This window comes from Acinetobacter sp. LMB-5, from assembly GCF_001541635.1.
GTDB classification, from domain to species: domain Bacteria; phylum Pseudomonadota; class Gammaproteobacteria; order Pseudomonadales; family Moraxellaceae; genus Acinetobacter; species Acinetobacter pittii.
Map to the genome: position 1 here is coordinate 74,445 of NZ_LRDR01000013.1, position 13,722 is coordinate 88,166.

Sequence of the window (13,722 nt, forward strand, 5' to 3'; positions counted from 1 at the left end):
AGTATAGGCAAGATTTAACATAAATTCATCATTTTTATTTGTACATAACCAGCATTCACCAAACCCATACAAAACATGAATCTTTCTTATAAATCTGCTTATAAAGTTGTCATATCTTTTGCTTACTGTAGACAAGAAATATGAACGTGATAAGGTAAAAATAAAACAATGAATAGCGTATTAACAATGGCAGTAAATGATTCACCAATAACAGCTGTAAAAACAAAACAACCTCTTATTGCATTATATTGTGGTTCACGTGCAGGAAATAATCCAATCTACCGAGAAAAAGCAATTGAACTCGCTCATGGAATCGCTGAACAAGGCTTTGGATTAGTCTATGGCGGTGCCAGTATCGGTTTAATGGGACAAGTCGCAGAGAGCGTTCTTGCAAACGGCGGAGAAGCTGTCGGTGTGATCCCTGAATTTATGCTTGATTATGAAGTCGCACATGCAGGCCTAACTGAATTACATGTCGTAGAAACCATGCATGAACGTAAAGCCATGATGGCAGAACGTGCAAGTGCATTTATTGCGTTACCAGGTGGTTTAGGAACATTTGAAGAAATATTGGAAATAGCCACTTGGGGCCAACTCAACCAACATCAAAAACCTATGATTTTATATAATGTAAATGGCTTTTATAACGCTCTTATTGCTCAATTAGATCATGCAGTTCAAGAAGGTTTCCTTCCCCTTCAACATCGAGTTAAATTAATTGTATGTGATGATGTTGATCAAATTTATAACGTCATTAAAAACTTAAAAATGCCAAAAAGATTTGTTGTCTAGTTGTCCCCCTACTCTATTTAAAAAAGCGGTTCTGCCGCTTTTTTTATTTTAACTATTTTCACCTCTACCTTCAAAAGAACTTAGATTTAGTAAAGGGGTATTCAACATTGGCTTACTTCTTTTAAATTCAATTTGTTTTACACTAGACCAAAACGTTAATTTTCAAATGTTATGAATGCCACGCCGACTCACCAAGCCTTGCAACCAGAATATCGCTTACTCGTTCTTTTGGTTTCTATTGGCTTTTTTATGCAGGCCTTGGACACAACCATTGTAAATACCGCGATTCCTGCAATGGCTCATCATCTAAATGAAGACCCTTTACGCATGCACAGTGTAGTGGTGGCCTATGTATTATCGGTTGCCGCCTGTATTCCTTTAAGTGGCTGGTTAGCAGACCGCTTTGGTGTTAGAAATATTTTCTTGTCGGCAATCGTAATTTTTACTCTGGCTTCTTTAGGTTGTGGTCTTTCTCAGAGTCTCAATCAGCTGTTATTTTTCCGAGTCATCCAAGGTATAGGCGGCGCCTTATTACTCCCTGTTGGCCGATTATCACTTTTAAAAATTATTCCTCGAACTCAGTTCTTAGCTGCGATGAGCTTAATGAGCCTTGCGGGTTTACTCGGGCCTTTGGCTGGTCCAACTTTGGGCGGATGGTTGGTTGAAGTTGCAACTTGGCATTGGATTTTTCTTATCAATATTCCTATGGGCATACTTGGCATATTAATGACACTAAAAGTCATGCCGAATGTAAAAGAACCCTCGGTCAAAACATTTGATTTGGGTGGTTTCATCTTATTAGTCGTGGCCATGATTGGCTGGTCTTTAGGGATCGAACATCTAGCCTCACCTGAATATTCAAAATGGTTTAGTATTTCGCTATTAGTCGTCGGAATAATCGCAACACTATGGTATGCCTACCATTCACATACTCATCAAAATGCATTATTTCGTAGCCGACTCTTTAGAAACAAAATTTACGCAATTGGTATTTTAGGTAATTTCTTTGCTCGCTTTGGTGGTAATGCTTTGCCTTTTGTTTTACCACTCATGCTACAAGTTGCTTTTGGTTTTGAACCCTTTATTGCAGGTTTAATGATGATTCCCTTGGTCTTGGGCTCATTATTTTCAAAGCCAATTGTCAGACCTATTATTCAAAAAATTGGCTATCGACGTTTTTTACTCATTAACACAACATTAGTTGGGCTATGTATTGCCTCTTTTGCAATCATGACCGTCGATACTCCAACTTGGTTTAGAGCCTTGCACTTTTTCTTGTTTGGCACATTAAATTCACTGCAATTTGTTGGCATGAATACATTAACCTTGAAAGACTTGCCTCAACAAGATGCAAGTAGCGGTAATAGTTTCTTGTCGATGATCATGATGCTATCAATGAGTATTGGTGTGGCGCTAGCAGGCACACTCATTAATATTTTTACTAATTATTATGGTGCAGACCACGTGACAACAGCGTTTCATGTCACTCTCATTTGCCTCGGTTGTATCAATGTCATTACTGCATTTATTTTCTGGCAAATTCCAAAGGATACGTCTGTATAAGCGGTTGCATTTTTAGCATGGTTTCTCGCTCGCGAATCACGCTATGATGTCGACTTCAAATTTTAACGAGTTTTGAATGAGCAAACTGGCTAAAACTTTTTTCACATCACGGCACAATACCCTAATCGGAATTGGCTTAGCTTGTGTTATGGGAGTCTTAGCTTATTTTGGTCTGTTCTATCAACAAAAAGCTGTTGCGCAGGATTATCCAGTGCAAGGGTTCGATGTTTCTCATCATCAAGGTGATATTAACTGGAAAAAAATATCACCGGAAAAATTCCAATTCGTCTATTTAAAAGCGACTGAAGGCGGCGATTACAAAGATTCAAAATTTCAGGAAAACTGGCTCAAGGCACGTGAACATGGGTTTAATGTGGGCGCTTATCACTTTTATCGTCTATGCCGTGATGGTAAAACGCAAGCAGATAACTTTATTTCGGCTGTACCCAACAAAGCCGATGCCCTTCCTCCTGTTGTCGATCTAGAATATGACGGTAACTGTATTAATGCGCACACCAAAGAACAATTACTTAAAGAAATAGGCATCATGCATGACCGCCTAAAACAGCATTATGGCAAACAGCCTATCTTTTATATTTCCAAAACTTTTTACCACATTGTATTAATAGGAAGTTTCCCTGATACACCGCTTTGGGTCAGAGATTACGAAGGAAAACCTGAGCTAAAAGACAAAAGAAAATGGCTCTTTTGGCAGCATAGTAATCAAGGTAAAATTGAAGGCATGACAAAACCAGTAGACTTAAATGTTTATAAGGGTTCAGTCAAAGAATGGCATCATTTTTTACAGCAGCAAGGCATCGTGAAAGCACAATAATATGCGCAAAATCATTCATATCGATATGGATGCCTTCTATGCATCGGTCGAATTGCGAGAGCGTCCTGATCTAAAGCATCTTCCCGTCGTTATTTCTTCGCATCATCCGCGAGCTGTGATTGCTGCTGCCTCCTACCCTGCCCGTGAATTTGGTTTGCGTTCTGCCATGTCGATGAGTCAGGCAAGAAAACTATGTCCTCAAGTTGTCATTATTGAACCAAATTTTGAAAAATACCGTACGGTTTCCGCTCAAATTCACTCGATCTTTCAGCAATATACGCTACTTATTGAGCCTTTATCTTTAGATGAAGCTTATTTAGATGTCACTGAAAACCTAAAACAGATTGCGAGTGCAACTGAAGTTGCCATGCATATTCGAGAAGATATTTTTAGATTAACCGGATTGACCGCATCAGCAGGTGTAGCACCAAATAAGTTTTTGGCAAAAATTGCTTCGGATTGGAACAAACCTAATGGCTTATGTGTAATCAAACCTTCGCAAGTTGCTACTTTTATTCAAGACCTTCCGCTTAAAAAGATTCCAGGCGTGGGTAAAGTCACTCAGGAAAAATTGCAGCAGCTTCAGCTACATACGCTGGGTGATTTACAGAAAATTGAAGAAGCTATTTTGGTTCACCACTTCGGTAAATATGGACAACAACTCTATCTATATGCTCAGGGCATTGACCATAGACCTGTTCAAGCTGAAAGAGCTCGCCAACAAATTTCGAAAGAGACCACTTTTGACAGTGATTTTACTTTGGCTCAATGTCAGCCCTATTGGCAGGGATTAGCCGAAAAAGTGTGGCAAACACTAGAGAAAAAACAGCTCAATGCACGTGGTGTCAATATTAAGCTTAAACTTAAAAATTTTCAGACTTTACAACATAGTAAAAGCTTTAAAAGACCGATCCAGTCGCTACAGGACTTAATCCAAGTTTTATTTTTATTATTAAATGAAATGCAGATACCCGAACATTTCCAGTTTCGCTTGATTGGTATAGGCGTTTATCAATTACAAACGCAAGCTGATGACTTCCAGCTTAACCTCTGGTAATTGACTACTTTTCACTCAAAAGAGTAACTTTTAAACAAAATAGACTCCCTTTTACTGAAACTTTAGAGTAACCTAATCCACGCATATTCATTACCCATGTATTTGCAACATGCCAAAGCAACCTTTACTTTCGGCATATCGTCCTGTGATTGGCGTGACGACCAAATCCGAATATTGCAGGGCTCTTCTGATACATGGCTTAGATATCCCTTCCTCACAATAATCTACTGAAATTCTTTTCTACTTGCTTGCACCGACCTAGCAACTCTTCATAAAATCAAAACTATTAAATAAAGCCACTTTAGAGCATTTTTATGACGGTAAAGCGTTTACACGTTACTTCACGCTACTGCGAAGTTGCGATTTCAGGTAATTTGGTACACCTAGCTGGGCAACTCGCAGATGATACAAGCGCAGATGTCACAGGGCAGACTCAACAAACTTTAGATAATATTGACCGTCTATTGGCAGAAGCTGGAACAGATAAAACCCATATTCTTTCTGTCATGATTTTCCTAAAAGATATCGAAAAAGATTATGCAGCAATGAATGCTGTTTGGGATGCATGGATTAGCGAAGGACATCCACCAGCACGTACATGTGTAGAATCAAAACTCTATGCACCAGATGTACTTGTAGAAATGACGGTTGTTGCGGTACTTCCATAATTTTTATAATTATAAACCTACATAAAATTGAGCAATATCTGGGGTGATATTGCTCAATTTTTTAGTAATTTTAAAATTTTGAATTTCATCATTTTATTAAGATCTTCTTGAATGAGCTCTCAGATCAATTCTGCTAATGTCGAATTTTTAAGGCTTCACAAAAGCGTTTGACATTCTTTCTAGCTGGGGTGTCGCATGCAAAGTTGCTAATTCTGATTCAGGACTCAATAAGTCTCTTCTTAAGTCATGATAATCAGGCACACTACTATAATGAAGCACACGATAGCCAGCCAATTGTAATAGGCGACGCTCGTATTGTTGATGGGCTCGGCGTAAACCATTTTCCCCTAGAACAACGACTACAATTACCTGATAATTTTGATCAAGCACAACAAAATCAGCTGACATATTTTGATATTTACGACGTGTATGCGCGTATTTTGTAGTTAGAAGTGCATCAAAAGATACATGCGCTAATACGGTAAATTTGGGCAAAACAGTTTGTAGTCTGGTTAAGGTCATTTGCTCATGGCTAGTTAACACTGCACGGCGCTTTAAAGCACTATCATGTTGATGCCTTCGTGACAGACTTTTCACTGCCATAACAACAACCAGAAATAATAATAAGATCGTGATTAAATAATACATGGGCCTAATCCTTTAAGTTTTTTATAATGATTTTGCTAGATCACACTTTGTTTTAATTGATAACGACACAGCCGTTTTTTAAAAGGTTCACTTAGTAATTTCACTTGTAGTTATCAAGCTTGGCTTAAATTTAGCCACCCTCACATTATTTATAATCATAGAATCAATAACAATCAAGTGCAGCTCGTCAGATTTTGGCTATTTATCATTATTCGTTACGTTTTTTGTACTTTAAATCCTCAAAAATCTCATTATACGATTTAAATAGAGTCATAAAAAACAAAACAGGCTCTATTTAAGAGCCTGTTTTATCATTATCCACGAACTTTAGATTTAGGTTTGCTTTTCCCGCCAAACGGTCGTTTTTCTCCAGTTTCACGAGGAGGCAAACCAGTATGTTGCGTTAGAACCTGTCCTTTTTGTGGACGCTTCTGATTCGAATGATTATTCGTTTGCTGGTTATTTCGTTTAACCGAATCACCTGCTGTAGACGAATTTTTCTTACGAGCAGACTTATATTCCCCTTCTGTGCCTTTTGGCTGATAAGTCGGAATTAAATGCTGCTTCGAATTACCAATTAAATCTGCGCGACCCATCTCTTTTAGGGCTTCACGAAGTAATGGCCAGTTGTTTGGATCATGATAACGCAAGAATGCTTTATGCAGACGACGGCGTTTTTCACCTTTTACAATATCAACTTTTTCAGTATAGCGAGCTACTTTAGCAAGTGGGTTTTTACCCGAATAATACATGGTTGTTGCAGTTGCCATTGGCGATGGATAGAAAGTCTGTACCTGATCGGCACGGAAACCATTCTTTTTCAACCAAATTGCAAGATGCATCATGTCATAATCTGAAGTACCCGGATGCGCAGCAATAAAGTAAGGAATTAAATATTGCTCTTTTCCTGCTTCTTTACTGAAACGGTCAAACATTTGTTTGAAACGATCATACGTACCAATACCCGGTTTCATCATCTTAGATAACGGACCTTGTTCAGTATGTTCAGGAGCAATTTTTAAATAACCACCAACGTGGTGTTGTACCAACTCTTTGACATATTCAGGGTTGAGTACCGCAAGGTCATAGCGCAGACCTGAACCAATCAGAATCTTCTTCACACCTTTAATAGCGCGTGCTTTACGGTAAAGCTGCACTAATGGCGCGTGATCGGTATGTAAGTTTTGACAAACACCCGGATAAACACAAGAAGGTTTACGACAGTTTTTCTCAATTTCAGGATCTTTACAGTGCAAACGGTACATGTTTGCTGTTGGGCCACCTAAATCTGAAATAATGCCTGTGAAGTTTGGTGCCGTATCACGAATTTTTTCAATCTCACGTAAGATCGAATCTTCCGAACGGTTTTGAATAATACGGCCTTCATGTTCCGTAATTGAACAGAATGTACAACCACCAAAACAGCCACGCATAATGTTGACCGAGAATTTGATCATATCAAATGCAGGGAAACGCGCATCACCATAAGTAGGATGTGGCAAACGTGCATATGGAAGATCAAACACATAGTCCATTTCTTCTGTAGTTAGAGGAATTGGAGGTGGGTTAATCCACACATCACGTTCACCATGGCGTTGCACCAACGCACGAGCATTACCTGGATTAGTTTCAAGGTGCAAAATACGGTTTGCATGTGCGTAAAGCACTTGATCATTTGCCACTTCTTCAAAAGAAGGTAAGCGAATAACCGCCAACTCTCGTGGTGGTAATTTGTGTTTAATTGCTTTTGACGGTGCTGGCTTTAATTGAACGATTTGAGTGTCGTCATCAAGTTTGTCGCCTTCACGCACAATCGGATTTGCAACAATCTCTTTTTGGAAATTTTGATACTGAGCTAAAGAGTTACCCTTTTCTTTTTCAACCTCACAGCCATCAATATCTTCTGTCATGACATATGGGTTAATAATTGGATCAACACGCCCAACCGTATCTACATCATTACTCGCAACTTCAACAAACTTTGCTTTTGATGCTTTATTATGTTTATTAATAATAAATGCAGTACCACGAACATCTGTAATCTCGTGGATTTTTTCACCTTTAGCCAAACGATGCATTACATCAATAATGGCACGCTCACCATTACCGTACATGAGCAAATCGGCTTTTGAGTCCATCAAAATCGAACGACGGACTTTATCTGACCAATAATCGTAGTGTGCGATACGGCGTAAACTGCCTTCGATACCACCCAATAACACAGGTACATCAGGGAATGCTTCTCGACAACGTTGGCAATAAACTGTTGCTGCGCGGTCAGGACGTTTATTCGGTTCATTGTTTGGAGAATATGCATCATCCGAACGGATTTTACGATCTGCCGTATAACGGTTAATCATCGAATCCATATTACCTGCGGTTACACCCCAAGCAATTGTTGGCTTACCTAAAACTCGGAAGCTTTCAACATTGGTCCAGTCTGGCTGCGCAATAATTCCGACACGGAAACCTTGTGCCTCAAGCACACGTCCAATCACACCCGATACAAATGATGGATGGTCAATATAAGCATCACCACAGACTAAAATAAAGTCACACGCATCCCAGCCGAGTTGGTCCATTTCTTCTCGTGACATCGGCAAAAATGGCGCTGGTTCAAAACACGACGCCCAATATTTGTCGTAATCAAACAACGCTTTTGGCGCAGTTTGCATGGTGTAGGCAGTAGACATGGCTTGCGAATCTCGGCTAGCAGATGAAGGAGAGACATCTAAAGATGAAAGCCGATCATTTTAACATGAATTTCATTCATTTTCCCTGTTTATAAAACATGCGAAAACAACAATATAGAAATTAATTTGATTAAACTTTACTCAATATTTTATTCTTAGAATAAATACGGCGGAACAAAATCCGCCGCAGTTTTAATTTTTATTTATAGAGCTTAGAACAAAGCTTTTGGCAAACGAATTTGAATAATCTCGTTATCGTCAGCCAGTTTTGCGTTACGTCCTGTCGAACCAGGGAAATTATTATCATTGAAAACCGTCAGCGTTGTGCCATTTTCAATAATTACATCTTCAATGGTTTCAAATGGAAAAGCAAAAACCTCCCCCGTACCAATATCCCCTGCTCTAGCTGTGCCATACAACAAATTCGGGTTAGCAATTTTAATTAAATCGACTAAATCTTCACGGCTTACTAGCTGACCTGACTCATTCAATTTAATACGGATTAATTTTTTATATCCACCTAAATTATTCTGAGTTGCATCACGTTCAATAATAATGCCTTCTTTATCATTAAAGAGTTGGAAGTCACCAATATTGGTTGCCTTACTGTCTAACTGGAACCAATAATATTTTCCTGTATACGCTTTTTTCTTCACATCAAATTGCGAAATCAGCAACTGTCTTTCCGTTTCTCGAATTGATTTAATTGGCTTTTCTATAAGAGGGTAAAGATACTGCCCATCTGGCGAAATCGCCATTCCTTCAAAACCGCCACTTTGTTGAACTAGAGGTTCTACAAAATTAATTTGTGCTTTATTAAACTGATTTTGTGGTGAACGTAATTCTTGAGTCGGATTTAACGGATTTGGCAGAGCAATCGGTGCATCTAATAACACGCCATCTGCTGAGAAATGGAGTAAATATGGACCAAATTCATCTCCAATCCAGTAGGTCCCGTCACTAGTACGCTGCATCGACTCTGGGTCAAAATCAGCACCCGTTAATAAACGCTCAGGTGTATTACCATTGATGATATTAAATGGAATTAATTTATTCGGATCACGCAGTTGGATAAAGCTTTGTACAGTAACTTGGCTTGTGCCTTTAGTTTTAGTTTTGAAATCAGGCTTTATTTTATAAATACGAAGTAAAAAGTCTGCTGAATTATCTTGAGTTCCAAAACCATTATCGGCCATCGCCATATAACTGCCATCTTCATTTTTTAATGCAGCAGAAAACCCCTGTACAGGTTGACCTTTAAATGGAGGATAAATTCCATTTGCACCTTTCACATATGCGCCAGAGTCTGGACCAGCAGCATAAGTTTCTACAGGTAACTTAGCAAAAGAAATTAAGGTTGGTTCGGTAACGTTTTCAGTAGGTGAAGTTTGTTCGTGGTCGTTATCATCATTACATGCCGCCAATCCTAAACTGGCACAGCATAATAATACCGCTAATGTTTTTTTGCTCATGGTTTTATACATTTGGTAAAAAATTAAGCAAATTTAATCAAGCTTATATGAAATTTTTACTTCAAAAAGATGAAATCTTTATGGCAAAAATATGACAAGACTAACTATTTAATACAACCTTAAAAATTCGACTTCTTTGCTGAAAACTGATTAAAGTTTTGTTGGCTGATATTCTCCAGCAATTGCTGCTTTTAAAAATTTTTGGAAAGTTGGACATTCCATATGATTTTCAGCAGGACATACAGCAGCATGTTCTAATCCTTGGCTGATAAAATGCAATCGTTTTGCCATTTGCTCTAATTGTTCAGCTTTATCTTTTAATTTTTGCCGATCAAGCTCAGGCTTACCATCTTGTCCAAACATTGCAGCAATCTCATTTAAAGAAAAACCCGCAGCACGACCCAAAGAGATTAATGCCAATTGATCAATAACCTGCTTACCATATTGTCGACGTAAGCCTTGCCGCCCTATCGATTTAATTAATCCCTTCTCTTCATAAAAACGTAGTGTAGCCGTTGTGACTTTTGCCTTTTTAGCAACTTCACCAATATCCATAATAACCTCTTGACTTCAAGTGAACTTGAACTTGCACAATAAATTTATCACGTTTCATACGTATAAAAGCAAGGTGTAAAAATGAATACCTCTACGTTGTTCTTTCAAGCTTTATGTCTTGGTATTGGTGCAACTATATTTATGGATATCTGGCTGTTCATATTAAAGATATTCAAAATTCCGACCTTAAATTTTGCCTTCCTCGGCCGCTGGGTTGGTTGGATATTTCAAGGGAAACTTATCCATCAATCTATTGTAAAAAGCCCTCAAATTAAGGGTGAATATTTATTGGGTTGGATTGCTCACTATAGTGTTGGGGTTATCTTTGCATTGAGTTTTCTTTTCATTATTGGTTCAACTTGGCTTAGCCATCCTCAGTTTTACTCAGCTCTAATGTTTGGTGTAGTCACCGTTCTCATTCCATTTTTTATTATGCAACCTGCGATGGGTAGTGGCTTTGCTTCATCAAAAACACAGCATCCTTTTTTGAACTGTCTAAAAAGTTTGATGAACCATAGTGTTTTTGGTTGTGGCTTATATCTCACTGCAAAACTATTTCAAATTTAAAGAAAAAGGAGACTGCTCATGAAGACTGTTGCCATCATTTACCATAGCCGCCAAGGTCACACCCAATTTATTGCTCAGCAAATTCAAACTGGTATTTTGAGCCATAAAAATATGAAAGCAGATTTACTCAATACTGAAGATATTATCAACAGCCCAGAAATTCTCATCCAATATGACGGCTTAATTTGGGGATCCCCCACTTATTTAGGTGGTGTGTCTTCCAAGTTAAAACAACTCATGGACGCAACTGGTCCATTATGGAAAAAACAAAGTATTAAAGGAAAATTAGCGGCTGGATTTACCGTTTCATCTCTTCCTGCTGGTGATAAACAATCCACGCTAATTTCGATTTTCACCTTTTGTATGCAACACGGCATGTTATGGGTCGGTAACCCGATCATGCCTGAACAGCACCAAGGCATTCCTTATACGCAAGCAGCCAATCGTCTCGGTTCATGGTCAGGCTTAATGGCTCAGACTGAACATGGCAGTAATGCAGATGGTTTTGATGAAGGAGATATTAAAACTGCTCAACAATTTGGAGAAAATTTTGCATTGACCTTAAATGCTTATCAAGGAATATAAGGCCATGAAAGCACAGAAATTTTTATTCCTCTTAATTTTATCAGGAATGATGTCTTTTATAGTTTCAGGTATTTCAACTTTCAAGGCTGTAGGGCTAAATCATCACTTCGTTTCATTATGGTTATCGGCTTGGATCATTGCATGGATATTAGCTTTCCCAGGTGTATTGATTTGTGCTCCTATAGCCCAGAAATTAGTCGAGATCATATCTAAGAAAGTTGAAAAAAAACGACTGTAAGTTAAAACGTACAAAACTTGCGGTGATTTGCGGATATTCAGCTTTAGTATTTTTTCATAGTATATAAATCATAGAGAGACAGGATGTCTCATTGAAGAAGAATAAGAACGCAGGAAGCGGTAGTTGACAGGAGTTAACTACATAAAGCTGAATACGAAGAAACCTCGACAGGATGTCGGGGTTTTTTCATTTTAATTATACAAAATTCTTACTTTCTAGATGTGCTGAGCAACAGAACTTATATTGATCCGATAAGTACGGCTGAATACCATCATTTCATTTGAAATTTGATTATTGGTTTTGTATTTTGCTTACCTCATCTTTAGCTCAAGATCATTTTGAACCATCAGAATTACACCGCCTTAGCCTCAAATTTTTTATTATTGCATTGATGACAATAATGACAGGGTGTACAAGCTTAGGACCTAACAGTGGCTCATTTTCTTGGCGCTCCAATAAACTCTCGTCTGGCTTACAAAAAGCTTATTCTGTTCCAGCGAGTACAGCCAATCGGCTATCTCCAATGATTATTCAAAGTGCTGACCAATATAATGTCCCCCCTCTTTTACTCGCAGCAGTCATCAGGCAAGAGTCTAGTTACAATAGTAATGCTCGCTCTCCTACTGGCGCCGTCGGTTTAACTCAAATTATTCCAAGTTATTGGCAACAAACTTGTGCGGGGAATTTATATGATGAAACCACTAATATTCAATGTGGTGCTTATATCTTAAATCATTATTATCAGTCAGCTGATAGTTGGTTCAAAGCAACAGCTTATTATAATGTGGGACCGACTGGATATGAGCGAAGCTTCTGGACACGACACAAAGCAAAAAAATATGCTCGATCTGTGAAACGTCATCAGAAAACTTTAAAAAGTGCATTATAAATTCAGATCAAATAAAAAAAGCCCATCTATTAATGGGCTTTTTTACATAGTTAATTTTATTCGTCAAATAAACCTTCAAATAAAACAGAAGATAAATAACGCTCTCCGCTATCAGGAAGAATAACAACTATTGTTTTACCAGCATTTTCAGGACGCTCTGCAATTTTAGCTGCAGCAGCCAAGGCAGCTCCACTTGAGATACCTACCAAAATACCTTCTTGAGTTGCACAGTTTCTCGCCCATTGAATTGCTTCTTCACTACTCACTGGTAAGACTTCATCAACCAAATCCAAATCAAGATTTCTTGGAATAAAGTTTGCACCAATCCCCTGAATTTTATGAGGTGCAGGCGTAATACTTTCACCATTTTTAGTTTGAGTAATAATTGGAGACTCAGCAGGTTCAACTGCTACTGAGTACAATGGCTTATTTTGGACCTGTTCAAAATAACGAGAAATACCCGTTATCGTACCTCCAGTACCTACGCCAGCAACTAAAATATCAACCTGCCCACCTGTTGCTTGCCAAATTTCTGGGCCAGTTGTGTCCACATGAATTTGTGGATTGGCTGGGTTTTCAAATTGTTGTGGCAAAAAATAAACATCTGGCTGCTCAGTTGCTAATCGTACCGCTTCATCAACCGCACCTTTCATCCCTTTCGCCGGTTCAGTTAGAACTAAATTAGCACCTAAAGCTTTTAATACTTTTCTACGTTCAAGACTCATACTGGCTGGCATAGTCAAAGTAATTGCATAACCCTTCGCTGCCGCAACAAAAGCCAATGCAATCCCTGTATTACCACTAGTTGGTTCAACTATATGCATGCCTTCTTTCAACACACCTCTTTTTTCTGCATCTGCAATAAGTGCAGCCCCAATACGGCATTTCACAGAAAAGGCAGGATTACGACTTTCTACTTTCGCTAATACAGTTGCACCAGTTTTAATTAAACGGTTGATGCGAACTAAAGGAGTATTACCAATAGCTTCTGCATTATTTGTATAAACTGCAATACCTAAATTATTGGGTGTTGGGAATTGTTGATCGGTAGACATGTTATATCCTTATTAGACTTGATATGAATTTCTTCCATTATAATCATATAAAGAATTGACGATACAAATTCCCCTAATAAAAAAACACCCCCATTCGTTAGAACG

At 38.4% G+C, this 13,722-nt stretch carries 15 protein-coding genes; 9 read left to right on the forward strand and 6 right to left on the reverse strand.

Annotation, left to right across the window (positions count from 1 at the left end; genetic code table 11):
- Positions 1-168 precede the first annotated feature (168 nt).
- The 4 genes from AW165_RS16220 (at position 169) to dinB (ending at position 4,247) form a co-directional block, all read left to right on the forward strand.
- The gene (locus AW165_RS16220; protein WP_060466404.1) at positions 169-792 is read left to right on the forward strand and encodes a TIGR00730 family Rossman fold protein; all 624 of its coding nucleotides are present in this window, start codon (positions 169-171) and stop codon (positions 790-792) included.
- A gap of 171 nt (positions 793-963) precedes the next feature.
- Positions 964-2,355, forward strand: coding sequence for a multidrug transporter subunit MdtD (mdtD, locus tag AW165_RS16225; protein WP_032037757.1), 1,392 nt, complete (start codon positions 964-966; stop codon positions 2,353-2,355).
- Between the two features lie 76 nt (positions 2,356-2,431).
- Complete coding sequence (locus AW165_RS16230; RefSeq protein ID WP_060466405.1) at positions 2,432-3,190, forward strand: GH25 family lysozyme; 759 nt, start codon at positions 2,432-2,434, stop codon at positions 3,188-3,190.
- Position 3,191: 1 nt separating this feature from the next.
- Positions 3,192-4,247, forward strand: coding sequence for a DNA polymerase IV (dinB, locus tag AW165_RS16235; RefSeq protein WP_060466406.1), 1,056 nt, complete (start codon positions 3,192-3,194; stop codon positions 4,245-4,247).
- Between the two features lie 4 nt (positions 4,248-4,251).
- On the opposite strand, the gene AW165_RS19450 is transcribed toward dinB, so the two are convergent.
- Complete coding sequence (locus tag AW165_RS19450; RefSeq protein WP_081410698.1) at positions 4,252-4,368, reverse strand: hypothetical protein; 117 nt, start codon at positions 4,366-4,368, stop codon at positions 4,252-4,254.
- Between the two features lie 193 nt (positions 4,369-4,561).
- On the opposite strand from AW165_RS19450, the gene AW165_RS16240 reads away from it, so the two are divergent.
- Entirely contained in the window at positions 4,562-4,915 is a 354-nt protein-coding gene (locus tag AW165_RS16240; RefSeq protein ID WP_005065666.1) for a RidA family protein, read from the forward strand.
- Positions 4,916-5,062: 147 nt separating this feature from the next.
- Here the strand turns inward: AW165_RS16240 and AW165_RS16245 are convergent, their stop codons facing one another.
- The 4 genes from AW165_RS16245 to AW165_RS16260 all read right to left on the reverse strand — a co-directional run bounded on the left by AW165_RS16245 (position 5,063) and on the right by AW165_RS16260 (position 10,283).
- Positions 5,063-5,563 carry a DUF2726 domain-containing protein gene (locus AW165_RS16245; RefSeq protein ID WP_002121669.1) on the reverse strand — a complete coding sequence of 167 codons (501 nt, stop codon included), beginning with the start codon at positions 5,561-5,563 and terminating at the stop codon, positions 5,063-5,065.
- Between the two features lie 314 nt (positions 5,564-5,877).
- On the reverse strand, positions 5,878-8,256 hold the full coding sequence (locus AW165_RS16250; RefSeq protein WP_017400141.1) for a YgiQ family radical SAM protein: 2,379 nt from the start codon (positions 8,254-8,256) through the stop codon (positions 5,878-5,880).
- Positions 8,257-8,468: 212 nt separating this feature from the next.
- On the reverse strand, positions 8,469-9,728 hold the full coding sequence (locus AW165_RS16255; protein WP_060466414.1) for an esterase-like activity of phytase family protein: 1,260 nt from the start codon (positions 9,726-9,728) through the stop codon (positions 8,469-8,471).
- Between the two features lie 150 nt (positions 9,729-9,878).
- The gene (locus tag AW165_RS16260) at positions 9,879-10,283 is read right to left on the reverse strand and encodes a helix-turn-helix domain-containing protein (protein WP_032005802.1); all 405 of its coding nucleotides are present in this window, start codon (positions 10,281-10,283) and stop codon (positions 9,879-9,881) included.
- Between the two features lie 81 nt (positions 10,284-10,364).
- On the opposite strand from AW165_RS16260, the gene AW165_RS16265 reads away from it, so the two are divergent.
- The 4 genes from AW165_RS16265 to AW165_RS16280 all read left to right on the forward strand — a co-directional run bounded on the left by AW165_RS16265 (position 10,365) and on the right by AW165_RS16280 (position 12,562).
- Complete coding sequence (locus AW165_RS16265; protein ID WP_060466407.1) at positions 10,365-10,850, forward strand: DUF2938 domain-containing protein; 486 nt, start codon at positions 10,365-10,367, stop codon at positions 10,848-10,850.
- Positions 10,851-10,868: 18 nt separating this feature from the next.
- Positions 10,869-11,435: a flavodoxin family protein gene (locus AW165_RS16270; RefSeq protein WP_060466408.1), complete on the forward strand. Its 567-nt coding sequence runs from the start codon at positions 10,869-10,871 to the stop codon at positions 11,433-11,435.
- A 4-nt stretch (positions 11,436-11,439) separates the two neighbouring features.
- Positions 11,440-11,673, forward strand: a complete 234-nt coding sequence (locus tag AW165_RS16275) for a DUF2798 domain-containing protein (protein WP_060466415.1) — start codon at positions 11,440-11,442, stop codon at positions 11,671-11,673.
- A gap of 280 nt (positions 11,674-11,953) precedes the next feature.
- Positions 11,954-12,562 carry a lytic transglycosylase domain-containing protein gene (locus tag AW165_RS16280; RefSeq protein ID WP_014208138.1) on the forward strand — a complete coding sequence of 203 codons (609 nt, stop codon included), beginning with the start codon at positions 11,954-11,956 and terminating at the stop codon, positions 12,560-12,562.
- A 56-nt stretch (positions 12,563-12,618) separates the two neighbouring features.
- Here the strand turns inward: AW165_RS16280 and cysK are convergent, their stop codons facing one another.
- A complete protein-coding gene (gene cysK / locus AW165_RS16285) occupies positions 12,619-13,617 on the reverse strand; it encodes a cysteine synthase A (protein ID WP_060466409.1) in 999 nt (332 codons plus the stop codon).
- Positions 13,618-13,722: the final 105 nt, after the last annotated feature.